Origin of the sequence: Collinsella sp. CLA-AA-H302 (genome assembly GCF_040093305.1) — a bacterium.
In the GTDB taxonomy this organism is placed as follows: Bacteria; Actinomycetota; Coriobacteriia; order Coriobacteriales; family Coriobacteriaceae; genus Collinsella.
Genome location: NZ_JBBNJW010000005.1, coordinates 86962 through 111479, shown reverse-complemented (window position 1 = coordinate 111479; position 24518 = coordinate 86962). Strand labels below are relative to the sequence as shown.

Below are 24518 nucleotides of genomic sequence, written 5' to 3'. Positions count from 1 at the left end.
GAGGTATGAAAGGACAGCCATCATGAAGACCTCGGTTGTCGGGTTTCCCCGTATCGGTCGCCTGCGTGAGCTCAAGTTCGCATGCGAGAGGTATTTTCGCAACGAGCTTTCTGTCGCCCAGCTCGCCCAAACTGCTCGTGAGTTGCGTCTGTCTCATTGGACGGTGCAGCGCGATGCCGGTATCGATTTGATCCCCTCGAATGACTTCTCGTTCTATGACACTACGCTCGACACGGCCGCGCTCTTTGGCCTGGTGCCCCAGCGCTATCGCGCGCTCGGGCTTTCTGCGCTGGACACCTATTTCGCCATGGCCCGCGGCTACCAGGGCGAGGCCGGCGATGTTCATGCACTGCCGATGAAAAAGTGGTTCAACACCAACTACCACTACAATGTGCCCGAGATCGATGATGCGGCAGAGATTGCGCTTGTCGGCAGCAAGCCGCTCGATGAGTATCTCGAGGCCAAGGCCGCCGGCATCGAGACAAAGCCTGTCATCCTTGGTCCGTTCACGCTGCTCAATCTCGCGAACTATACCGGTTCACGTCAGCTTGCCGACGTTGCCGAGCCGCTTGCCAGTGCCTATGCCGATCTTATCACCCGCCTATCCGATGAGGGCGCCGCGTGGATTCAGCTTGACGAGCCGTGGCTGGTTCGAGACCTCGACGAGCAGGATATCGCGCTGTTTAGGCGGCTCTATGCGCCCATCCTCGATGCGCGCGGCAACTCCCGCGTGTTGCTCCAGACCTACTTTGGTGACATTCGCGACTGCTATCGCGACGTGTGCGCGCTGGGCTTTGATGGCATCGGCCTCGATTTTATCGAGGGCGTGCAGACGGCAGAGCTCGTCGCGAATGACGGATTCCCACAGGATAAAGTGATGTTTGCGGGTCTTGTGAACGGCAAGAATATCTGGCGCAACCATTACGCCCACACGATTGAGACCATCGCCGCCTTGCGCGGGGAGACTCGTGCGCCGATTGTGCTCTCCACGTCCTGCTCGCTGCTGCACGTGCCCTACACGTTGGAGCACGAGACCCAGCTCAACGAATCCTATCGCTGCCACTTTGCGTTTGCCGAGGAGAAGCTTGCCGAACTTGCCGAGCTTGCCGAGCTGCTCGACCGCGACGATCCCTCATCCTCGCCTGCGGCGAAGGCTAACACGGCGCTCATGGGCGCCCGCCCCGATAGCGTCGATGAGGCCGTGCGTGCCCGCGTCGCCGCCGTGCCCGCGGGCGCGCAGACGCGCCTGCCCGCTCGTCCCGTGCGAGAGGTTATTCAGAAAAAGGAGCTGGGGCTTCCCCTGTTCCCGACCACGACGATCGGCTCCTTCCCGCAAACGCAGGAAATCCGCTCGATGCGCGCCCGTCGTCGCCATGGTGAGATTTCGCAGCAACGCTACGAGGAGTTCCTGCGTGACCAGATTGCCGAGGTTGTGCGCCGCCAGGACGAGATCGGTCTCGACGTGCTAGTGCATGGCGAGTTCGAGCGCAACGACATGGTCGAGTACTTCGGCGAGCGCTTGAACGGCTTCGTGTTCACGCGCTTTGCCTGGGTTCAGTCCTATGGCACGCGCTGCGTCAAGCCGCCCATCATCTGGGGCGACGTTTCGCGTCCCAAACCCATGACTGTCTCTTGGTCGAGCTATGCGCAGTCGCTGACCGACAAGCCAATGAAGGGTATGCTGACCGGCCCGGTTACGATCCTCAACTGGAGCTTCCCGCGTGAGGACATTCCCGTGCGCGACACCACCCGCCAGATTGCCCTTGCGATTCGCGATGAGGTGCTCGATCTCGAGGCCGCCGGCATCAGAGTGATTCAGGTTGATGAGGCCGCGCTTCGCGAGAAGCTGCCGCTGCGCCGAAGCGACTGGCAGCGCGAGTACCTGGACTGGGCTATCCCCGCGTTCAATCTCGTGCACAGCGGTTGTCGTCCCGAGACGCAGATCCACACGCACATGTGCTACAGCGAGTTCGCTGACATCATTCCGGCGATCGACGCCATGGACGCCGACGTGATTTCGTTCGAGGCCTCTCGCTCCGAGCTCAAGATCCTCGATTCCCTGGCCCAGAACCGCTTCGAGACCGAAGTAGGCCCGGGCGTCTACGACATTCACTCGCCGCGCATTCCTTCCGAGCGGGAGATAGGCGAGGCGCTCGCAAGGATGCTCGACAAGGTTGCGCCCGACAAGCTTTGGGTCAACCCCGACTGCGGGCTCAAGACGCGCAGCAATGCCGAGGTCTGGCCTTCGCTGAGGAATATGGTCGCCGCGGCTCTGAAGCTGCGGGCGCAACGGTAGATGATCGCCGTAGATACGATGCCCGTTTGATGTGTAGGGGCGGCCCGCTCGCGGGACGCCCCTATAATGGTTTGCGTATGAACCGCAACCAAGGAGTTCCAGTTTATGGACCAGAGCCTCTTTAAATTCGACCTGATCGCCGAGGACCCGACCACGCACGCGCGTGCCGGCGTACTGCACACCCCGCACGGCGACATCGAGACGCCGATCTTTATGCCTGTGGGCACCAAGGCAAACGTCAAGGGCATTCCCACCGAGACCGTCAAGCAGCTCGGCGCCCAGATCGTGCTCGCCAATACCTATCATCTGTCCATGCGTCCCGGCGAGGACACCATCGCCGAGCTGGGCGGCCTGCACAAGTTCATGAACTGGCACGGCCCCATTCTTACCGACTCGGGTGGCTTCCAGGTGTTCAGCCACAACGATGCCGTCAAGCTCACCGATGAGGGCGTGCGCTTTATTGTCAACGATTACGACGGCCGCCACGTGTTTTGGACGCCCGAAGACAACATGGAAATCGCCATGAAACTCGGCTCCGATATCTGCATGCAGCTCGACCAGTGCCCGGGCTATCCCGCCACGCGCGCCTACGTTGAGCGCGCCGTTGAGCTGTCGAGCATGTGGGCCGAGCGCTGCTATAAGGCGCATACCCGCGATGACCAGGCGCTCTTTGGCATCGTTCAGGGCGGCATGCACCTGGATCTGCGCCTGCGTTCGCTGCGCCATCTGGAGGAGTGCGGCGACTTCCCGGGCTATGGTATCGGTGGCTATTCGGTGGGCGAGGATCACGAGACCATGTTCGAGACCCTGGCGCCGCTCGTGAGCGAGTACATGCCCAAGCATAAGCCGCGCTACCTGATGGGTGTCGGCAACCCCACCACGCTCGTACGCGGCGTGGGCGTGGGCATCGACATGTTCGACTGTGTGCTGCCGACGCGCACCGGTCGCATGGGTACGGCGTTCTCCAGTGAAGGTCGCCTTAACTTCCGCAACGCGCGCTTTGCGCACGACGACGGCCCCATCGACCCCACCTGCACCTGCCCGGTGTGTACGGGCGGCTACAGCCGCGCGCTCATTCGCCACATGGTTACGCAGAAGGAGATGCTCGGCGGCATTCTGCTGTCGATGCACAACATCTACTACCTGCTCGATCTTATGAAGCAGGCGCGTCAGGCCATTATCGAGGGCCGCTACGGTGCGTTCGTGAACGACTGGATGAACAGCCCTGCGGCGGTGGATTACTAAGAGCGGCGCGGGCGCTTGCAGAGCGCGGGCAACGGCAAGGGGCGAGCGCCGGCCGGTCATCACGTTCGCTAACACCGTCTGCGCGACCGATGACCGATAGCTTGCAAGCACTTGATGCATCGTGGGTACCATACCGAATAGTTGATGTTCGGGCGGATGTTTGGCGCATGGCGTCGACCCCGCCCGCTTTTCTTTTTCTCGATAGGAGTATCCCATGATTAAGAATGAGAACGTCGAGGGCGAGCCAGCCTACGACGAGACGTACCGCCGCGGCCCCGTGGTCATGCGCGGTCCCATGATTCCCAAGGACAACACCTACGCCAACCTGCTGGCGCCCGAGGACTCGACCGACTGGTTGCATACCGATCCGTGGCGTGTGCTGCGTATCCAGGCCGAATTTGTCGATGGCTTTGGCGCGCTTGCCGAGCTGGGCCCCGCGGTGACCATCTTCGGCAGTGCCCGCACGCCCAAGACCGACCCGCTCTACAAGGCGGCGCGCACGGTCGGCCGCAAGATCGCCCAGCGTGGCGTGGCGGTTATCACCGGCGGTGGCCCCGGCATCATGGAGGCGGCCAACAGGGGAGCGGCGAGCGTCAACGGCAAATCGGTCGGTCTGGGTATTGAGCTGCCGCACGAGCAGGGTCTCAACAAATACGTGAATTTGGGCATGGACTTTCGCTACTTCTTTGTGCGCAAGACCATGTTTGTTAAATACAGCTCGGGCGCCATCGTGTTTCCCGGTGGCTTTGGCACGCTCGACGAGATGTTCGAGGTCCTCACGCTGGTGCAGACGCACAAGGTCAAGCGCATGCCGCTCGTTTTGGTGGGAACCGAGTACTGGCAGGGCCTGTTCGACTGGCTCAACGGCCCGGTGATGGACGCCGGTATGATTAGCCCGCTCGATCCGGAGCTGGTGCACATCACCGACGATCTCAACGAGGCCGTTGACATTGCCCTGAGCGGGCTGATGTAGGGTGCTGTGACTGTTGTTATAGTAATGTGAACGGCATACTGATGCTATTTAACATCAGTATGCCATCTAAACTGGGTATACTGATGTAAAAGACGAGGCGAGGAGGTCGCGTATGTCTACTGCAACGGTTAAGCCCACGACGGTTCGCATCGAAGAGGGGCTCAAGGAACAGGCGACTGAGTTCTTGGATACGGTTGGTCTGAGTCTCAATTCGTATCTCAACCTTGCTGTTCGGCAGCTGGTAAATCAGCGAAAGATTCCTTTTGAGATTGTGGGTCGGCCCGAAGTTCCCAATGAGGCAACGAGGCGTGCCATGGTGATCGCCGAAGCTCATGAGTTGGGGATTTTGCCGGACGATAGCCCGTCATTCAATAACGCTGATGAGCTTATATCATTCCTCGATGAGGACTAGCGATGTTTGAGATTAAAGTCGAGGCTCAGTTTAAGGCGGATTACAAACGGACGATGCGCATCCATCCGCAGCTAAAAACCGAGTTTAAGGCGGCAGTCGCAGAGCTTGCAGCTCACGGCTCGCTTCCCGCGGAATATGGCGCCCATGAGCTTTCAAATCCGGGCGGAAACTATAACGGCCATATCGATTTCCATCTATCCGATGGCTTGGTCGATGTGGTCGTTCTCTACTTGCCGCATAAAACTAATCCTGTGATCCGGCTGGTCAGAATGGGCTCGCATGAGGAGCTGTTCCAGGGCCCGCAGGGCTGACTGCCCGCTTATGGCTTGCGACGGGATAGGGGTTGATTGACGGCCGATTGGCCATAACGGCCCCTATTCCACCGTAACTGCTGGAGACGCCTCGTTCGTGGCCGCGACCTCCGGTTCTCCTCTTCGCCGGATTTCGCTCAAAAGCTCGGCTGCAACTTCGCTGCTTTTGAAACGGATGCTGCAGTCCTCTTTCTTAGGGAAAGCCAGTAATGGAATAGTTCCGTACCAGATGGTTTCCTCGTCGATCACTGACGCGCACAGGCGCCCTTCGGCTTCGATGGAATAATCAATGTTCATCTCGGCAAAAATCGCTTTTACGTCATCACGCGGTACTGAGGCAATAGAAATCTTAAGGGCAATCCCGCGGGCGGTGGCGTCCGTGAGTGCGGTAGCGAGCTTCGCGAGGCATGCGGCGGATGCGTAGGGTGCGGCAATCAAAATACTTTTCGATGCGCTCGCGATGTCATCCGCTAAAGCCTCCACTGCTCCTGTTGACCTAACGAGGATGTTTCTATCGACCCGTCTGGTGGCATCCGCTGCAAAGACTTCGTACCCCAGCTTGGCGTAGGTCTTGAGCCTCTTCTGGTACATGCGCGCGAGCATGGGTATCGACAGGTCAACATAGTCGAATATCTCAACCCGCTGTTTGCCCTCGTGACTTCTATGTAGCCTGCCTGCCTGCTGTGTTATGCTGCCGTCCCAAGATATCGGCGTGGCAATGAGTAGCGTGTCAAGGTAAGACAGGTCGAAGCCCTCTCCCAGGAGGCTTTCGGTTGCGACGATGATTCGATGCTCGTGCTCAATGCCGGGAAGACTGTTCAGTATTGCTTTTCTTTCTTTGGCGTCGATTTCTCCGGTTAAAAGTATGGGTTCGTGCCCACGGCTTTGAAGTAACCTGCATAGCTCTTCGGCATGCTTTTTTCTTTTAGATAACACAAGCGGATGTCGGCCGTTTGATGCGGTCTCGAGGGCGTCGTCGACAATTGCTTCGTTTCTTGCGGCGTGTGCACACAGGAGATCGAGAATTTGATTAAAGGATGCCCCTGGCTCGTAGGTGGGTAGTCGAACTCCGGTAAAGCGCGGTCTAACAACGCGCTGAATCCCCTGTTGAACTGCTTGCGTTTTTGGATCAACGACATGGCGAAGCGGGCCACAGAGCATAGAGAGTGCCCGTGTGAGCCCATCCGAACGCTCGGGCGTCGCGGAAAGGCCATATACATATTTAGCTGGAGCGGACTTGAGGACAAGCTCAAGCTGTGGCGCGGCCGCATGGTGGCATTCGTCACAGATGATGAGGCCGTAATCACGAATAAGCTCCTTGGCTATTGGTTCTCCGGTCTGGGGGTCCTTGCCGGATAGCGACTGGAATGAAGCGATGTCGATGAGACGACTTATGGCGGTCTTGCCCCCTCCGATTTGCCCAATGAGCGGAGGCTGCCTTTTGCTGATTCGTCCCTTTGGGGTTCGGACGGGCTCCCTGTTGTCAGTTATGTCGAGAAATCGTTCGAGCTGGGATTTCCATTGGGCAATGAGCGCGGTCTTGGGGACGATAACGAGCGTTGGAAGACCGATAGCAGCAATAAGATAGGCTCCGATGATGGTTTTACCGAAACCCGTCGGTGCAGACATAATTCCGTCTTCATAGACGAGCATCTGTTCAACGGCAATTTGTTGCTCAGGGCGAAGAGTCCCTTTAAATGTCATCACAATTGGATTGCCCGACCTGCGCTTGTCTGAATAGTGGGCAGAAGCGCCGGCTTCTTGAAGCAACCGCTCAAGTTGAGCCTTGCAGCCTCTGGGAATCGCGACGCAGTCATCTCTAAGTTCACTGAGGTCTATGTACCGCGGTTTGCCGAATACTGATTGATGCATAGATTGCGCTCGGAAGAATTCCGGGTTGGCAAACGTTGCAAGCCTGCGGACTTCCATTTGAGCTGCTGGGCTCAGAGACTTTTCGGGGATGTAGAGCATATCGGCTTGCGTGACGGGCAGCGATGATGGGAAGTCCCGCGGCGTGAGCGGGAGCCGCTTTCGCGGCCTCTGGGAATGTGGCGCAGTGGTGTTTGGCGCCGCCGTAGCCGCTATTCCATGCGGTCTATCATCGATGCTCTCAATCAGACTTTGCACCGTCACGCGCGGGATTAACTGGATTTGCGAAAGGTAGAGCCATTGATCGGGAAAGGGCTCAAATTGCTCGTCAACAAATACACTGTTCCCTATTCGCTGCGCTTTTCCTTGAAAGGGTAGCGCTATGAGATTTCCGAAGCCGCCCTCGGGAATGGTGGACTGCGCGGGCAGCATTCGGTCAAAAGCTTCGAAGGTGATTGTCTTGTTGAGCATCGCCGCTTCGGCGATTAGGCTGCTTCCAAAATCTCGTGCAGTCTTTGCGCTGGTGAGCTCTAGGAAGAAAAACCAGACATGTGCGCCGTTGCCTGATCTCGATCGCTCAACGGCAGCATCGATTCCATGGCTTTTTGCGACAAGCCGAATGGCATTGGTCGCTTCTTTCCAATCGGCTCCGTCAAAATCGATGACCAGGACTTTTGTGTTGCTGTCTTTATCGAGAACATATTGACCTATGACGTCGCGGAGTCTGTCGTCATTGCCTCTGAAATGGTCGATGATCGCGGCGTCGCTCAACTCGGGGAAGACGCGGTTGCCGCATTCCGCGCATTTGACTTTCTGATGGCTCGCTTTGGGGCAAATGCCTGACTTCCACTCATTTGTGCAGGCGGGTGTATAGCCGATTCCCCCGTCTTTTCTGCGGTACCCATGAGCGTAAACATCTTTGCGGCCAGTAAAGAGATTGCGAAAGAGCTCGAGTTTGTCGCGCGCTGGGCTCGCGCTGGTGACGATTCCCTCGACCTGTGCCCGTCTATCGAAAGATTCGCCAGCTTTCTCCCATTCTTCGAGCGTTGCATAGCGGATGTCTGGGCCGTTGCTACAGATGACGATTTGGTTGTGCGGCTCCGATACATGAGAAATTGCTTTCTTGAATTGGAATAACGTGTCCCCGATGAGGGCGTATTGATGCGTGACGTTGCTCATATAAATGCCGTCCTTGTCAGGGTTCATTGAAATGAGGGTACGTTATTTTGGTTGTTGGAGCGCTCGGCTCTTGTTTCGGTTCGGTGATAGTGGAGTGCGGCTCCGTGAGTGGTGTTCGGGTGGCGCCAAAGCGTGTGGCGGCTGTTGCGGAATGGGTTTTAGCGGATATGGAGTGGGTTAGAGACAACGGGGAGTTGCCCCCGAATGGGCTGGTGTGCAAAAATGGCAAATATGAGTACTGTTGTTGAAGTAGTATCATATCATCTGAAAAGTATTTAAGACCAATCGCTTGAAATTGGATATGGCCAACCCCCTAAACAGAGCGATTTGGGACATTATGGCGCTCGAAATTGGCGGAAGACGGTAAATTCAGCCAGATTTCGCTGTTACTAAATTGGTAACAGTACTCATATTTGCCATCATTTGCCCACGGGGTATCGCAGAGGGGGTTAGATAAAGCGTCAATCGCCATCAATATCTCGATTGGGTGGCTGAGCGGCAATGAAGTCGCGGCGTAATGGGAAGCGTTCCGCGGCCTTTCGACTAAAACGGCCCTGTTCCCGCCGCAGCTCTTAAAGAAACGCCGGCGCGCCCTGAGTTGGGTGCGCCGGCGTGATGGTTTTGCTGTTGCTGGCTGTACCTCGGTCGCTTGACAGCCCCAGCATGTCCGGTCTTGTCAGGCAAGCCTTTGTTGGCGCTTGACGTTTGCCCAGATAAAACCTGCCAAAATAAACCTGTCCCTAATTGGCAGGTTGGTAGCGGGGGCAATAGCTGATGGCTATGGCATCGACGCCTACGTGGGTGGCGATGGTGCAGCCGATGGGGCCGGTGCCGGCGTCTACGTAGTCTTGGCCCGCGAGCGCTTGGCTGACGAGCTCCTGCTCCTCGGCGGCGCCGGTCGTGAGCACGCGCACGCTGGAGCCCGGATGTTCGGCCAAAAATGCGAGGCAGTCTGCCATGGTGTTGGCGACGATGCGCTTGGCGCCGCGGCCCTTTTTGATGGCTTTGATCTCGCCCGATTTCCACTCCGGCGAAACGGCCAGGCGAATGTTGAGCATCTGCGTCAGCTGGCCGGCGAGCTTGGGGGCGCGGCCGTTTTTGACTAGGTTCTCGAGCGTGCGGGGAATCAGCAGCAGGTGGGCGTCGGGCAGCGTCGCGCGGATCTGCGCCTCGGTCTCGTCCAAGCTGCGGCCGTCCTCGCGCATGGCCAGCGCGTACTCCACCAGCAAGCCCTCGGCGCCCGAGCCGGTGCGCGAATCGATGCAGCGCACGTCGAGCTCGTGGGTCTCGGCGACCAGGCATGCGTTGGAGTAGCAGGCGGACCACTCGCTGCACAGCGAGATAAAGATCGCGCTGTCGTGGCCGTCGGCGAGCACGCGGTCAAAGAGCGCCTTGAACTCGCCGGCGCTCGGCTGCGAGGTGTGCGGCAGCTGCTCGGAGCCGGCCATGCGGGCGACGTATTCCTCGGCGGTGATCTGCACCTGGTCGAGCAGGTCCTCACCCTCAATAATCACATGCAGTGGAATCACGTAAATGCCGAGCTCTTGGGCACGGGCGGGGGAGATGTCCGACGTAGAGTCGGTTATGATGGCAAAAGACATAATTGCACCTTTCGTTGGGACGCCTGCGCGTCGCCTTCAGAGAGCAAGGTGCGTCAAGTATAGTGGAGTTGCTCTACATTGCTAGGTTCAATTGTTGAATAGTCAACAGTTTGAAGCGGTGGTGTGGAAATCATCAACTGGGGAAGAGGGGTGCCGATGGCGGCATTGCAACTTTGCGAGCGGCCGGTTGTGCTGTTCGATTTTGACGGCACGGTGGCCGATACAGGTCGGGCGGTGATGACCTCGACGCGCAAGGCCCTGACTGCGCGCGGGTTTTCCGAAGCGCAGATGGGTGACCTGCGTCGCATGATCGGGCCTCCGCTGTGGAAGAGCTTCCACGACTTCTATGGTTTCTCGCGCGAGGAGTCGCTGGTGGTGGCAGACGAATACCGCGCCTTTTTTGATGAGCTGGGGCCGGAGGAATATCCCGTGTTCGACGGGGTCCCCGAGCTGCTGAATGGCCTTGCCGCGCAGGGACACCACTTGGCCGTGGCTACCTCTCGCATGGAGGCAAAGTGCATTGATATGGTAGGTGAGCTGGGGCTTTGCCAGTTCGAAGCCGTGGTTGGCATGAATCCGCCTCAGGGGCGCGAGACCAAGGCCGATTCGGTCCGCGATGCGCTGGCGGCGCTAGGCGCGAGCGCCGACGACGCCGTGATGGTCGGCGATCGCTTTAACGACGTCGAGGGCGCTCACGCGATGGGCGTGCCGTGCATCGGCATCTATTCGGGTGCGGCGGCGCCGGGCGAGCATGAGGCCGCGGGCGCCGATGCGGTGGTGCACTCGGTGGCCGAGCTTGCTAAACTTTTCGCTATATAAGAACTCAATGTGAGGGGCGGGCATGCTCGTCGCTCATTGGTAAGGAGGTCGTCCATGAATCAGGTGGAGCAGAGCGTTGCCGAGTACGTCGACGAGGTCTGGGAAGGTGTCGTCGCCGATATCGAGCGGTTGGTGAGCTATCCGTCCGTGGCGGTTTCCGCCAATGCGGAGCCCGGCGCGCCGTTTGGCCGTCCGGTCCGCGACGCGCTCGATTGCGCGCTCGGCATCGCGCAGAAGCTCGGCTATCAGACAAGCGACGACGAGGGTTACGTGGGCATTGCCGATATCCCGGGCCGCGGCGACAAGCAGATCGCGACCATCTGCCACGTGGACGTGGTGCCCGCAGGCCCCGGCTGGAACACCGACCCGTTTGCGATGGGGCGTCGCGAGGGCTGGCTGCTCGGCCGTGGCGTGATCGACGACAAGGGTCCGGCGGTGTTGTCGCTCTACGCCGGCGCGTACCTGCTCAAGCACGGCATTGTGCCGCGCTACACCTTCCGCGCGCTGCTGGGCTGCGATGAGGAAGTGGGCATGTCCGACGTTCACCATTATCTGGAGAACTACGCGAACCCCGACTTTCTGTTTACGCCCGATGCCGAGTTCCCGGTCTGCAATGCCGAGAAGGGTCAGTTTGGGGCGACGTTTGTGAGCCCCAAGATTGACGGCGGGCGCATTGTGTCCTGGAGCGGTGCCGAGGCGAGCAACGCCATTCCGTCGCAGTCTATCTGCGAGCTCGCGATTGCCGCCGATGAGCTGCCTGCCCCGGTCGAGAATGCCGATCGCTTGGAGATCACGGCGCTCGACAATGGTCATGCCCAGATATTCGCTCGCGGCATTGGTGGCCATGCTTCGATGCCCGAGGGAACGATCAATGCTGTCGGCCTGATTGTGGCGTATCTGCGCGAGGCCGAGGACACGTTTGGTGCGCGTGACGAGCGCCTGCTGACGCCTGCCGAGCACGAGTTTGTCAAGTTCCTGGCTTTTGTGCATGCGGACACCTATGGCCGCGGCCTGGGCATCGATGCGACGAGCCCGGCGTTTGGCCCGCTTACCTGCAACCCCGGCGTCATCCGTGTGGCGGATGGTCACATCGAACAGATCATCGACGTGCGCTTCCCCGACAGCACGAGCGCAGATACCATCTGCGAGCAGCTTGAGCCGCTCGTGGGCCGTTTTGGCGTGACGTGCCGCGTGGGCCGCGCGAAGGTGCCGTTCTCGGTCTCTGCTGACGACCCGGCCGTGAAGGCGCTTGTCGATACCTATAACGAGTTTACGGGCAAGCATGCTGAGCCCTTTGCCATGGGCGGCGGCACGTACGCGCGCAACTTTGCCCGCGCCGTGTCGTTTGGCCCCGAGGAGACCGGTCTGGAGCTGCCCGCGTGGGGCGGCCAGATGCACGGCCCCAACGAGTGCGCCAACGAGGAACAGCTCAAGCAGGCGCTCAAGATCTATATTGTTGCGATCCTCCGTTTGAATGAATTAGAGTTTTAAGGTTTCGCGGTTTCCCAATCTAAGTTGCGGTGGAATAGTTCCTAGAATGGGCCATTTGATGGCCAAGCAGGAACTATTTCACCGCAACTTTGTTTTTATTGGTGTAAAAGGCGCGCCATGCTTGGCGGCGGGATTGTTATTCGTTTGTAAAGCCCTGCCGCGCTTGCGGTAAGGGTCTATCAAATGACCGTAAGAAACCGCAGATAAGGCGGTCGTCGCCCGATCGGGATCGTATCGTTCCTTTCAGCAAAGCGGGCAGGGTGCCCGCGATTCGTATGTATGAAAGGAAGATCATGCTCGATCAGGCTTATTCTCGTCGTCAGTTCCTCGGCCTCGCTGGTGGTCTTGCCAGCATCGTCGGTCTCGGCCTCGTTGGCTGCGGTGGCTCCAATGCAACCGATGCCGCCGACAAGGGTAGCGCCGCTGCTGCCGAGTCTGTTTCCGGCGAGGTGACCTACGACGGCGCCTCTTCGTTCCAGGCTCTCGTCGAGGCTGCTGCCGAGAAGTTTATGGATGCCAACCCCGACGTCTCCGTCTCCGGCTCGGGTAACGGTTCGGGCAAGGGCCTGACCGCTGTCGCCGCCGGCACCGTCACCATCGGCAACTCCGACGTCTTTGCCGAGACCAAGCTCGAGGCTGACCAGGTCAAGAACCTCGTCGACCACGAGGTCGCCGTCGTGGGCATGGGCCCCGTCGTCTCCAAGAACGTCAAGGTCGACGACCTGTCCCTCGAGCAGCTCAAGGGCATCTTCTCTGGCCAGATTACCAACTGGAAGGAGGTCGGCGGCGACGACGCCACCATCGTCGTCCTCAACCGCAAGGCCGGCTCTGGCACCCGCGCCACCTTCGAAGCCGCCGTCTTTGGCGACGAGACGGTCGACTTTAAGGGCGACGCCGAGCTCGACAAGTCCGGCGACGTCCAGACTCAGATGGGCAGCACCGACAACGCTATCTCCTACCTCGACTTCTCGCACTTCGATGACTCCAAGTTCAACGCCGTCAAGGTTGAGGGCGTCGAGCCCAAGAGCAAGAACGTCACCGACGACTCCTTCAAGATCTGGGCTACCGAGCACATGTACTGCGCGAAGGACGCCGACGAGGCCACCAAGGCCTTCCTGAAGTTCATGCTTTCCGACGACGTCCAGGGCAAGCTCGTCGAGGAGCAGGGCTTTATCCCCGTCTCTGCCATGAAGGTCGTCAAGGACGCCAGCGGCAAGGTCTCCGCTAAATAAGCAATCGCCCCCGGAAAGGTTTGCAATGGCAAAACAGCTGCCAAAGCGCGACCTCGAGAACGTGGGCCTGGGCGTCACGGGCGCGTGCGTAGCGCTCGTGACGCTTGTCGTTGCCGCGCTCATCTTTATGGTCGCCCAAAAGGGCCTCTCGGCTTTTGTTAAGGATGGCGTTTCGGTCGTCGAGTTCTTCACCGGCACCAAGTGGGACCTGGCCAACACGGCCGAAAATGGCCTGCCCTATGCCGGCGCCCTGCCCCTGATCGTCACCTCGTTTGCGGTCATGGTACTCTCCACGCTCATCGCGCTGCCCGTCGCCATCGGCTCTGCCATCTTTGCGGTCGAGATCCAGCCCAAATTTGGCTCCAAGGTCTTTCAGCCGCTTATTGAGCTTTTGACCGGTATTCCCTCGGTCGTCTTTGGCCTGATCGGCTTTCACGTGGTCGTCGGCCTTATGAAGAGCGTTTTCCACGTGAGCACGGGCCTGGGCATCTTGCCCGGCGCCATCGTGCTGGCCGTCATGATTCTGCCGACGATGACCACACTTTCGGTCGATGGACTGCGCGCCGTGCCCGACAGTTACCGTCAGGGCTCGCTCGCGCTGGGCTACACCCGCTGGCAGACCATCTGGCACGTGGTGCTCAAGTCCGCCATGCCGTCGCTCATGACCGCAGTCATCCTTGGCATGACCCGCGCCTTTGGCGAAACGCTCGCCGTGCGCATGGTTATCGGCGGCATCGAGGCCATGCCGGCATCGCTACTGTCGCCAGCCTCGACCATTACCACCACGCTCACCACGTCCATGGCGGTCTATGCCGAGGGCTCGGCCCAGGACGACGTCTTGTGGGCGCTCGGCCTGCTGCTGATGGGCATGAGTCTCATCTTTATCCTGATCATCCACCTTATCGGCCGCAAGGGGGCGAAGGCTCGTGGCTAGCACGCGCATCCACATCGACGAGGCGAGACTCGGGCGTGTCCAAAAGCAGGACCGCATCGCCACGGGCGTGTTGACGGCAATCGTCGCCATCGTCATGCTCATTGTCGTCTCCATGGTGGCCTACATCCTGTTCGAGGGCATCTCGACGCTGTTCCAACCGGGCTTTCTCACGCAGCCGTCGCGCGCCAACGGAACCCAGGGCGGCGTGCTCTACCAGCTGTTCGACTCGTTCTACCTGCTGCTGATCACCTTAGGTATCTCGGTGCCCATCAGCCTGGGCGGCGCGGTCTTTTTGGTTGAGTACGCGCCCGATGGGCCCATCCGCGACATTGCCTCCACCGCCATCGAGACGCTGTCCTCGCTGCCCTCCATCGTCGTGGGCATGTTCGGCTTTTTGGTGTTCTCGGTGCAGCTGGGCTGGAAGTACTCCATCATCTCCGGCGCCGTCGCGCTCACCATGTTCAACATCCCCATCCTGGTGCGCGTGATCCAGCAGGCGCTCGAGGACGTGCCGCAGGCCCAGCGCGATGCATGCCTGGCCATGGGTCTTACTCGCTGGGAGGCTACGCTGCACATCCTGATTCCCGAGGCCATGCCCGCCATCGTGACCGGTATCGTGCTTTCGGCCGGCCGCGTGTTTGGCGAGGCCGCGGCACTGCTCTTTACCTCGGGTATGAGCTCGCCGGTTCGCCTGAACTTCTTGAGCTTTAACCTGTCGAGTCCCACTTGCGCCTGGAATGTGTTCCGCCCCGGTGAGTCGCTTGCCGTGCACATCTACAAGATCTATGGCGAGGGCAGCCCCGAGGCTCAGCAGATCGTTTGGGGCACCGCGGCACTGCTGATGATTTGCGTGCTGCTGTTTAACGTAGTCGCCCGTATCGTGGGCAAGCAACTGGCAAGGAAGATGACGGCCGAATGAGCGAGATGAATGCAACGCCCGAAACCGAGGCGGCCACGTCTGAGACCCAGGACTTTCTGTGGAGTGTGGGGGAGAGTGAGAAGCGCGTGCGCGTGAGCGGCAAGGCCGTGAGCGACGAGGTCGTGCTCTCCACCAAGGGCGTCAACGTGTACTATGGCGACCACCATGCGCTGCACGACACATCGCTCGACTTTCACAAGGGCGAGATCACGGCGCTCATCGGGCCTTCTGGCTGCGGCAAGTCGACCTTTTTGCGCAGCCTCAACCTTATGAATCGCGAGATTCGCGGCTGCCGCGTGGAGGGCGAGATTAACTACCGCGGGCGCAACATCAACACGCGCCGTGAGAACACGTACGAGCTGCGCCGCTCCATCGGCATGGTGTTTCAGCAGCCCAATCCGTTTCGCAAGTCCATTCGCGACAACATCACGTTTGCGCCCAAGCGCCACGGCATTACTGACCGCGACGAGCTCGATCGCATGGTCGAGGAGAGTCTGCGCGGCGCGGCGCTGTGGGACGAGGTCAAGGATAAGCTCGACAAGAGTGCCTACGCGCTTTCGGGCGGCCAGCAGCAGCGTCTGTGCATCGCGCGCACGCTGGCGCTCAACCCCGACGTGATCTTGTTTGACGAGCCCTGCTCGGCGCTCGACCCCATCTCGACGCTGGCGATCGAGGACCTGATGTCGTCGATCGTGGCCGACCGCGCCATCGTCATCGTGACGCACAACATGGAGCAGGCGTCGCGTGTGTCCAACCGCACGGCGTTCTTCTACATGGGCGATATGGTCGAGTACGACGAGACCGACGAGATTTTCCAACGGCCCAAGGATAAGCGGCTGAATGATTACCTCACCGGCATGTTCTCCTAGTCCGGGACATGCTTGAGGCCCGCGGCGGCCATGGTTGCCGCGGGACTGATTGGAGAGGCGGGTCATCTCTTGCGGGAGATGGCCCGCCTTTTTGTGTCGTGTGCGCCCCGCCTTTTCGCTGCTATCATGGACAACGTTGAATTTCTACGAAGGAGCAGGGCATATGGCGATTCTTTTGGGATGCGATTCCATCAGCCTAGAGTTTCCCACCAAGCATATTTTCGATAGCGTGACGCTCGGCGTGGGCGAGGGCGACCGCATTGGTATTGTCGGTAAAAACGGCGACGGCAAGTCGACGCTGCTGAGCGTGCTCGCCGGCACGCTGGAACCCGACGACGGACGCGTGACGCATCGCCGCGGCACCACGATCGGTCTGCTCGGCCAAAAGGACAACCTGGTCGATACCGACACCGTGCATCATGCCGTTGTGGGCGACACGCCCGAGTATGAGTGGGCGTCGAGCCCCCGCACGCGTCAGATCCTCGCCGGCCTCATCAGCGATGTGCCCTGGGAGGGCACGGTGGGTGAGCTTTCGGGCGGTCAGCGCCGTCGCGTGGACCTCGCGCGCCTGCTGATCGGCGACTACGACGTGCTCATGCTCGACGAGCCCACCAACCACCTGGACATGCGCACCATCAACTGGCTCGCGCGTCACTTAAAGGCCCGCTGGCAGCGCGGCCAGGGCGCGATGCTCGTGGTCACGCACGACCGCTGGTTCTTGGACGAGGTCTGCACCAGCATGTGGGAGGTCCACGACGGCCAGGTCGATCCCTTCGAGGGCGGTTACTCCGCATATATCCTGCAGCGCGTGGAGCGCGACCGCATGGCCGCCGTTACCGAGGAGCGCCTTCGCAACATGGCGCGCAAGGAGCTCGCGTGGCTGAGCCGTGGCGCCCAGGCGCGTTCCACCAAACCCAAGTTTCGTGTGGATGCCGCTCGCGAGCTCATCGCCGACGTGCCGCCCGTGCGTGACGAGCTGGAGCTCAAGCGCCTAGCCGTGAGCCGCCTGGGCAAGCAGGTTATCGATGTGGTCGACGTGGATGCCGGCTATGCGGATACCGATGGCGCGCCCAAGCAGGTGCTCTCCGACGTGACCTGGCTCATTGGTGCGGGCGACCGCTATGGTCTTTTGGGCGAGAACGGCGCCGGCAAGTCGACGCTGCTCGACGTAATCCGGGGCAAGATTGAGCCTACCCGCGGCCGCGTGAAGATCGGCCAGACGGTGCGCTTTGGCATGCTGTCGCAGCAGCTCGAGGAGCTCGAGCCCTACATGGGCGACACGATCCGCGAGGTGCTCAGCAACTATAAGAAGTACTACGTCATCGACGGCAAGGAGACTTCGCCCGAGAAGCTTTGCGAGCGCCTGGGCTTTACGACCCAGCAGCTCTGGAGCCGCATCGGCGATCTCTCGGGCGGCCAGCGCCGTCGCCTGTCGCTGCTGCTGACGATCCTGGACGAGCCCAACGTGCTCATCCTGGACGAGCCCGGCAACGACCTGGATACCGACATGCTGGCGATTGTCGAGGACTTGCTGGACGGCTGGCCCGGCACGCTGATTCTGGTTACGCACGACCGCTTTTTGATGGAGCGCGTGACCGACCAGCAGTGGGCGCTGCTCGACGGCCACCTGACGCATATGCCCGGCGGCGTCGACCAGTACCTGCGCCTGTGCAACGCCACCGCCGAGGGCGAGCCCGTGGGTGCACCGAGCGCCAAGACCGGTACGTTCGACACCGGTGCCGCGGCAGCTGCGGCCGAAAAGCCCAAGTCGAGCGGTCAGCCCAACGGCCTTTCCAATGCCGAGCGCCAAAAGCTCCGTCGTGAGGTGAGCTCGCTCGAGCGCAAGATGGAAACGCAGCGCGCTCGCGTGGAGGAGGCCGAGGCCGCCATGGCCCAGGTTGATCCCACCAACTACACGGCGCTCGGCGAGCAGCAGGCAAAGATCGACGAGGCCCACGCCGCCATGGACGAGCTGGAGATGGCGTGGCTCGAGGCGAGCGAGAAGCTCGAGGGCGAGGAGTAGGCGAGGATGATCAAGGCCGCATTTTTCGATATCGACGGCACGCTGCTGAGCTTTAAGACGCACCGGATTCCGGCTTCGACACAGCAGGTGCTCGACAGCCTTCATGAGCAGGGGATTGCGTGCGTGATCGCCACGGGTCGCCCGACCTATCAGATGCCCGATTGGCTGTTCGATCTTGGTTGGGATGCGTACATCACACTTTCGGGTCAGCACTGTTTTGATGCCAAGGGCGTTTACCGCAGCTGCCCGATCGATTCGGACGACGTCGCGGCGATTGTGGACCAGGTGGCGCAGGGGCGCTATGACTCGCTGTGTATGCAGGGCGAGAACTCGTTTGTGAACCGCCTGTCCGAGCGCGTGGTGGCTGCTGCCGACAATGCCGGAATCTCGTATCACGAGGAGCCTTTCGAGCACGCTTTTGATGCGCCGGTCTATCAGTTCTGCGCCTTTGTGGACCCGGCTGACCAGGGTATGGTGACCGACGTCCTGTCGCATTCGACAACCACGCGCTGGTGCGACCTGTTCTGCGACATTATCCCCGTCAACGGCGGCAAGGACCTAGGCGTGGCGGCGACGCTCGAGCGCCTGGGCATCGATGCGAGTGAGGCAATCGCCTTTGGCGACGGCGAGAACGATCTGTCGATGTTTGCGGCCGTGGGCACGAGCGTGGCCATGGGCAATGCGCAGGACACCGTGAAGGCAGCGGCAACCTACGTAACGACCATCGTGGACGACGACGGAATCTACAACGCCGCAAAGCACTTCGGTCTCGTGTAGCTGCGGACTCGGCACTTAGGGACGTTCCTTTCCTGCCGGCAGTCGGGGACACTCCTCGCCAACCCGACCGGCGAGTCGGTAAAGACTGCCTCCGACGACTAGTCGTTTAAGAACGTCCCCAATGACTATGTTTTGTGAAACATGGCTAACTTTTTAAGCATCTAGTAAGACATGGGCAACTTTTGCGGTAAAGTAAATCAAACAAAAGTATCCAAAGGCTAACTAGAAGCCATCGCGAAAGGCGGCCCATGGCCCTGCGTGAATCCGGAGAAGACTATCTCGAATCTATCTATGTGCTCTCGGAGCGCCAGAGCACCGTTCGCTCGATTGACGTTGCCGAATACCTGGGCGTAACCAAGGCAAGCGTCTCTAAAGCCATGGCGACGCTGGAAAGCAACGGCTACGTGGAGATGGGCAAACGCGATGTGCATCTGACGGAACGCGGTCTTGAGGTTGCCCGTCAAATGTGGGAGCGCCACTGCTTTTTCGTGCGGTTGCTCGAGGACGCAGGCGTTTCGGCAGAGGTTGCCTCGCAAGAGGGCTGCCACATGGAGCACTGCCTAAGCGAGGAGAGCTTCGAGAAGCTGAGGTCGATGCTCGCCAGGGAAGAGACGTCGAACTCAACAACGGAATCCTAACAGGTCCCCAGTAGCGCGGAGTTCGCGCAAAGCGCGAACCAGCGAAAAGGGGAGAGGGGGCTCGGACAATAACGAGCCCGACGCAGTCCAAAGTGCAGCAATCGGTGCGTGACGTCACCACAGCTGGGCTATCTCTGCGTCCCCAAAGAGGCGCGCCTCCCGCGCCGGAACGGCGCGGGACAGCGACCGGGATCAGTGGCCCCACCAACTAAGTCCAACTCAGACAAGGAACCCCGCCAGCAAGCGATGCCCAAGAACCACCAGCAACGTCACCGCAGCCCGGTCCCGGCCGGAAGGACCACAGACGCTACAGGTTCTTGACACCCATCGCGCGCATGGCGTTCAGGATGGCGATGATTGCCACGCCCACGTCGCCAAAGACGGCAAGCCACATATTGGCGATGCCGAGCGCCGCGAGCACCAGGATCAGCAACTTAATACTCAGCGCAAAGATAATGTTCTGCCAAACAATTGACATGGTCTTGCGCGCCACGCGGATCGCGCGGGAAATGTTGGACGGCTTGTCGTCCATCAGCACCACGTCGGCGGCCTCGATCGCGGCGTCCGAGCCCATGGCGCCCATGGCAATGCCCACATCGGCACGGGTGAGCACGGGTGCATCGTTGATGCCGTCGCCCACAAAGGCGAGCTTACCTTTACCCGACTCGGCCGCCAGCAATGCCTCGACACGCTCGACCTTGTCGCCCGGCAGCAGCTGCGCGTGGAACTCGTCGAGCCCCAACTGTTCGGCAACGGACGCAGCCACTTCCTCGCGGTCGCCTGTGAGCATGACGGTACGGTTGATGCCAGCGGCGTGCAGGTCGCGGATCGTCTGCTCGGCATCGGCCTTAACGGTGTCGGCAATCACGATGTGGCCGGCATACACGCCGTCCACGAGCACGTGGAGGATCGTGCCGACAACCTCACAGTCCGGCGCTTCAACGCCGGCCGTGGCGAGCATCTTGGCGTTGCCGACGACGACATGCTTGCCGTCGATGGTCGCCGTCACGCCGTGGCCCGCGTTATTAGCGGAATCCGTCACGCGCGTGGGGTCGAGCTCGCCCTGGTAGGCGGCGCGCACTGACTGCGCGATAGGGTGATCGGAGAACGACTCGGCAAGGGCGGCGACTTCGAGCAACGACTGCTCGGTATAGCCGGCCTCGGGGTGCACCGCGACGACCGAGAACGTGCCGTTGGTGAGGGTGCCCGTTTTGTCGAAGACGACGGTGTCCACATCGGCGAGCGTCTCGAGGTAGTTGGAGCCCTTGATGAGGACGCCCAGCTTGGACGCGCCGCCGATGCCGCCAAAGAAGCTCAACGGTACGCTGATCACGAGGGCGCACGGGCAGCTGACGACCAGGAAGGTCAGACCGCGCAGAATCCAGTCGGACCAGGCACCGGTGACCAAGCCACCACCGAGCGCGAGCACCGCGGCAGCGCCGGTGACGGCGGGGGTGTAGGCGCGGGCAAAGCGCGTGATGAAGTTCTCGGTGCGTGCCTTTTTCTCGCTGGCGTTTTCCACAAGCTCCAGGACGCGCGCGACGGTGGACTCGCCAAATGGCTTGGTGGTGCGCACATGGATGAGGCCCGTCATGTTGATGCAGCCGCTGATGATATCGTCGCCGGACTTTGCGGGGCGGGGGACTGGCTCGCCGGTAAGGGCGGCGGTATCGAGCTGTGTCTCGCCTTCGACGATGATGCCGTCGATGGGCACGCGCTCGCCAGGCTTGACGACGATGACGGTGCCGACGGCGATGTCATCGGGGAAGACTTGCTCGAGCGTGCCGTCGGGCTGCTCGACGTTAGCGTAGTCGGGCGCGATGTCCATCATGGCACTGATCGACTTGCGGCTCTTGCCCACGGCGTATGCCTGGAACAACTCGCCGACCTGGTAGAACAGCATGACAGCGGCGCCTTCGGCCATGTGCGGGTCGGTGTCGGGGAAGAGCACCATGGCAAACGCGCCGATGGTCGCGACGGCCATGAGGAAGCTCTCATCGAAGGCCTTGCCGCGGCGGATGTTGTTGAACGCCTTTTGGAGCACGTCGTAGCCGGCAATTAGGAACGGCACCAGGAACAGCACGAAGCTGGCGTAGATGTCACCCGGGGTGCCGAATGCGGCGGTAAGGGTACCGAGCTCGTCGAGGGCGTACACCACCGCAAAAATGCCTAGCGCTACCAGGATACGGTTGCGCTTATGCTCAAGGGACTCTTTCTTCTTGCGCTTCTTCTTTTTCTTTTTGGGATCGGCGGCTGCCATGATTCAAACCTCCCATTTGAGTGTATGAACACTTGCTCATATAATTTCGCGAGCAAAGGCCGCGGCAAGCGCGGCCTTACAGGTCAACGTATGCGCGGGTTAGAGAATGATCTCGCAGTCCGGCTCGGCGTCGGCGGTGAACTCAACGACGCGGTCTAGGACCTCGTCGAACTCGGCGTCGTCCGCCTCGAGCGTCAGCTTCTGGGTCATAAAGTTGACCGAAACGGACTTGACGCCATCGAGCTTAGTCAGCTCGTCCTGAAGTTCACGCGCGCAGTTGGCGCAATCGATCTCGTCGAGCTTGAACTGTTTTTTCATGGTGGGTTCCTTTCCCTGTGTTAGCGGTCTGGGTGCCGGCCGCGCTGATACCGTGGTTGATTGCTATTCGCAGATATGGCTCATGCCCTGGTTAAGCATGGTGTAGACGTGATCGTCGGCGAGCGAGTAGAGGATATTGCGGCCGTCGCGGCGGAACTTGACCAGGTGCGACTGCTTGAGCGTGCGCAGCTGGTGCGACACCGCGGACTGCGAGGTCGCGGTCGCCTCGGCGATGTCAGCCACGCAGAGCTCCCGGCCCATGAGGGCGTAGAGGATCTTGATGCGCGTGGTGTCGCTGAAAACCTTAAACAGGTCGGCGAGGTCGTAGAGAAGCTCCTCGTCGGGAAGGTCCTCGGGCGAGCAGGTGGTGGTGATCACGGGCTCGGTGGCCTCGATGTCGGGCTTTGTTTCATCTGCGTGGTCGCTCATTGCAATATCCTTTCATATGAACATGCGCTCATATAACTTACTTCCGAGTATATGAGCGCATGTTCATATGTCAATATCGTTTAGGCAATCCGTCGTACAAAATGATGAGGAAAAGCGGATGAGATCCCGTACTAAGCGGTTTTGATAGGTGATGCCGGGGTGGGTGCCCCTGCGCCGTGCAAAAATTGGAGTATTCTGCAATGATAGGGGGTCTGTTAATTTATCACAGGCCTAATAATGCAGCTAAAGAGTTATCTTAGGGTGGTAAACCGATGAGTTCTTCCTCAAATGTTGCCTAACGTTCTCACACAAGAGTGATTTCGCTTCACTTTTGGATCCGCTCGAGGGTGATGGACACCCGGTCCTGCTGAATACTCGCAATTTTGCACGTCGCTAGGGTACCCACCTTGTTAGTCAGCCTAGTTTCCGGCCCCGAAGACCCTGCCCTCGGGCGTGAACCTGCTTGTTTGGTTGAGTGATGGGCTGTCGGGTTCGGCAGTCTGCATGTCATCGATTGCCGGAGCCTCGTTAATCGTCGGATCGTCCAATGTGATGCCTTCGAGCATTGCTTTTTCGAGGTCGATTCGTTGACGCTCTTCGGAATCCTGGCGAAGCTCCTCCTGGATTCGTTTCTTTTCCTCAATAAACCTTCTGAGCACAAACAGTCTCAGGTCCTCTTGCATGATTTGAAAGTCTTTTGGCAGACGCGAGGGGCGTATACCTTCTTTTCGTTGGATTGCCTCCATGACCCTAACGAAAGAGCTGGCATGCATAAAGGAATAACGGCTGACGGTGATGATTCCGTAGCCCATGGACGCAAGTGCGTTCTTGCGTTCTTCGTCGATGGCGCGGTCTTCTTCCGCGTCGTGATAAAAACCGTTGTATTCAATATCTGTTCGAGATTTCTTCAGATATGCATCCATAAAGAACTTATTGCGTCTCGTGAGATTCTTTGCGGCAGCGGTGACCTGCACCTCGTAATCGGTCTCAATTCCCTTAATACCAAGCCCTCCTTCGCTTTTGGGCAGCGTTAGCATCATGACAAAGGCCGTTTCCATAGGAGACCGGCATCCGTCGCGCACACATTGGATCGCCTTTCGGGCAAGGGCCAAACCGTCGCATCTGGTAATGGAATAAAAGAACTGCTTTAGCCTCTCGGTCGAGGTAAGCGCGAAACGCTCGGTATAGGAGGTGGAAGAGCCGGTTTCTAGGGAATAAGCGCCGCACAGTTCAAAGTAGTACTCCACTAGTTCGCGAAAAGGGAGATAGGTGGCGGCCTGAAGTGCACAAAGCTCAACGCCAACAACGAAGACGCCTTTTCCGAGCTCTATAAAGCGTGAGTTTGAGAATCGCTTTGACGAAACGTGGCATTGACAGTTCATCGCGTAGCGCGCGTTCCTGCGATCAAACACCATTACCTCGAGGGAATCGTTTGCGTCGAGGGCAACATCATGTTTGGCAAGCCATTCTGCGGCTGCGTCGAGGAGTGCTCCGCTGGGGCATGATTCGTAAATTGCGGCAGGGCTGCAGGACTCGATGTCTTTCGCAGACACCGAATGCGCGGCTTGGTAGACCGCTTTTGCAGTGGTATGTGACAATACGATACTCATGGTATATATCGTGTCAGCTAATGCCGTGTTGATGGCGCTGAGTGGGAAAGCCGTTTTAGCGGTCTAACCAAATGCTGTCCAAAAGCTTGACGCGATTATGGGTTGATGCGCCCTTAATAAATGTTTTCGCAGCTTGGCTATAGCATAGAAATACTCAATTGCTGCACATTTGGTATCGATGTATCGCCATCCGAACATAAATCACGTGTCGGGAAAGTGCCGAAATAGTTAAATAAATAGGGTTCAGAATTTGTGAAGAGCGGGCCTGCCTATGGAACGTAGGGCGGCCCCGCTGCGGGGTTTCCCGCCGCGA

20 protein-coding genes are annotated in these 24518 nt (G+C 59.6%); 14 read left to right on the top strand and 6 right to left on the bottom strand.

The window, feature by feature from the left end; all coding sequences use genetic code 11:
• Positions 1–22 precede the first annotated feature (22 nt).
• The 5 genes from metE to AAAV21_RS05170 all read left to right on the top strand — a co-directional run bounded on the left by metE (position 23) and on the right by AAAV21_RS05170 (position 5237).
• Complete coding sequence (gene metE / locus AAAV21_RS05190) at positions 23–2296, top strand: 5-methyltetrahydropteroyltriglutamate--homocysteine S-methyltransferase (RefSeq protein WP_349107952.1); 2274 nt, start codon at positions 23–25, stop codon at positions 2294–2296.
• A gap of 105 nt (positions 2297–2401) precedes the next feature.
• A complete protein-coding gene (tgt, locus tag AAAV21_RS05185; protein WP_349107950.1) occupies positions 2402–3541 on the top strand; it encodes a tRNA guanosine(34) transglycosylase Tgt in 1140 nt (379 codons plus the stop codon).
• 214 nt (positions 3542–3755) lie between these two features.
• Positions 3756–4514, top strand: coding sequence for a TIGR00730 family Rossman fold protein (locus tag AAAV21_RS05180; RefSeq protein WP_349107948.1), 759 nt, complete (start codon positions 3756–3758; stop codon positions 4512–4514).
• 112 nt (positions 4515–4626) lie between these two features.
• Positions 4627–4926, top strand: a complete 300-nt coding sequence (locus AAAV21_RS05175; protein ID WP_117637361.1) for a type II toxin-antitoxin system RelB/DinJ family antitoxin — start codon at positions 4627–4629, stop codon at positions 4924–4926.
• 2 nt (positions 4927–4928) lie between these two features.
• Entirely contained in the window at positions 4929–5237 is a 309-nt protein-coding gene (locus AAAV21_RS05170) for a type II toxin-antitoxin system YafQ family toxin (RefSeq protein WP_117583790.1), read from the top strand.
• 63 nt (positions 5238–5300) lie between these two features.
• On the opposite strand, the gene AAAV21_RS05165 is transcribed toward AAAV21_RS05170, so the two are convergent.
• Both AAAV21_RS05165 and AAAV21_RS05160 read right to left on the bottom strand, forming a co-directional pair.
• Complete coding sequence (locus AAAV21_RS05165) at positions 5301–8285, bottom strand: DEAD/DEAH box helicase family protein (RefSeq protein WP_349107945.1); 2985 nt, start codon at positions 8283–8285, stop codon at positions 5301–5303.
• A 740-nt stretch (positions 8286–9025) separates the two neighbouring features.
• Entirely contained in the window at positions 9026–9886 is an 861-nt protein-coding gene (locus AAAV21_RS05160) for a DegV family protein (protein ID WP_349107943.1), read from the bottom strand.
• Between the two features lie 156 nt (positions 9887–10042).
• Here AAAV21_RS05160 and AAAV21_RS05155 point away from each other — a divergent pair, with 156 nt between their 5' ends.
• The 9 genes from AAAV21_RS05155 (at position 10043) to AAAV21_RS05115 (ending at position 19588) form a co-directional block, all read left to right on the top strand.
• Positions 10043–10705, top strand: coding sequence for an HAD hydrolase-like protein (locus AAAV21_RS05155; RefSeq protein WP_349107941.1), 663 nt, complete (start codon positions 10043–10045; stop codon positions 10703–10705).
• A 54-nt stretch (positions 10706–10759) separates the two neighbouring features.
• Positions 10760–12196, top strand: a complete 1437-nt coding sequence (locus tag AAAV21_RS05150; RefSeq protein WP_349107939.1) for a M20 family metallopeptidase — start codon at positions 10760–10762, stop codon at positions 12194–12196.
• A 293-nt stretch (positions 12197–12489) separates the two neighbouring features.
• Positions 12490–13428, top strand: a complete 939-nt coding sequence (locus AAAV21_RS05145; protein WP_349107938.1) for a phosphate ABC transporter substrate-binding protein — start codon at positions 12490–12492, stop codon at positions 13426–13428.
• A 25-nt stretch (positions 13429–13453) separates the two neighbouring features.
• Positions 13454–14362 (top strand): phosphate ABC transporter permease subunit PstC, encoded by a 909-nt coding sequence (gene pstC, locus AAAV21_RS05140; protein ID WP_349107935.1) that lies wholly within the window; start codon positions 13454–13456, stop codon positions 14360–14362.
• Complete coding sequence (gene pstA / locus AAAV21_RS05135; RefSeq protein WP_349107933.1) at positions 14355–15281, top strand: phosphate ABC transporter permease PstA; 927 nt, start codon at positions 14355–14357, stop codon at positions 15279–15281. Before pstC ends, pstA begins: the two co-directional genes overlap by 8 nt.
• Positions 15278–16150, top strand: a complete 873-nt coding sequence (gene pstB, locus AAAV21_RS05130) for a phosphate ABC transporter ATP-binding protein PstB (protein WP_349107931.1) — start codon at positions 15278–15280, stop codon at positions 16148–16150. The genes pstA and pstB overlap by 4 nt, the downstream gene beginning before the upstream one ends.
• A gap of 163 nt (positions 16151–16313) precedes the next feature.
• Complete coding sequence (locus AAAV21_RS05125; RefSeq protein WP_349107928.1) at positions 16314–18173, top strand: ABC-F family ATP-binding cassette domain-containing protein; 1860 nt, start codon at positions 16314–16316, stop codon at positions 18171–18173.
• Positions 18174–18179: 6 nt separating this feature from the next.
• Positions 18180–18950: a Cof-type HAD-IIB family hydrolase gene (locus tag AAAV21_RS05120; RefSeq protein ID WP_349107927.1), complete on the top strand. Its 771-nt coding sequence runs from the start codon at positions 18180–18182 to the stop codon at positions 18948–18950.
• Between the two features lie 248 nt (positions 18951–19198).
• Positions 19199–19588: a metal-dependent transcriptional regulator gene (locus tag AAAV21_RS05115; RefSeq protein ID WP_349107925.1), complete on the top strand. Its 390-nt coding sequence runs from the start codon at positions 19199–19201 to the stop codon at positions 19586–19588.
• A gap of 307 nt (positions 19589–19895) precedes the next feature.
• Here AAAV21_RS05115 and AAAV21_RS05110 read toward each other — a convergent pair whose 3' ends face one another.
• From AAAV21_RS05110 to AAAV21_RS05095, 4 genes are all read right to left on the bottom strand, one after another.
• The gene (locus AAAV21_RS05110; RefSeq protein ID WP_349107923.1) at positions 19896–21848 is read right to left on the bottom strand and encodes a heavy metal translocating P-type ATPase; all 1953 of its coding nucleotides are present in this window, start codon (positions 21846–21848) and stop codon (positions 19896–19898) included.
• Positions 21849–21947: 99 nt separating this feature from the next.
• The gene (locus AAAV21_RS05105; protein WP_349107920.1) at positions 21948–22166 is read right to left on the bottom strand and encodes a heavy metal-associated domain-containing protein; all 219 of its coding nucleotides are present in this window, start codon (positions 22164–22166) and stop codon (positions 21948–21950) included.
• A gap of 63 nt (positions 22167–22229) precedes the next feature.
• Positions 22230–22595: a metalloregulator ArsR/SmtB family transcription factor gene (locus AAAV21_RS05100; RefSeq protein ID WP_349107918.1), complete on the bottom strand. Its 366-nt coding sequence runs from the start codon at positions 22593–22595 to the stop codon at positions 22230–22232.
• Between the two features lie 419 nt (positions 22596–23014).
• The gene (locus tag AAAV21_RS05095) at positions 23015–24205 is read right to left on the bottom strand and encodes a hypothetical protein (protein WP_349107915.1); all 1191 of its coding nucleotides are present in this window, start codon (positions 24203–24205) and stop codon (positions 23015–23017) included.
• Positions 24206–24518: the final 313 nt, after the last annotated feature.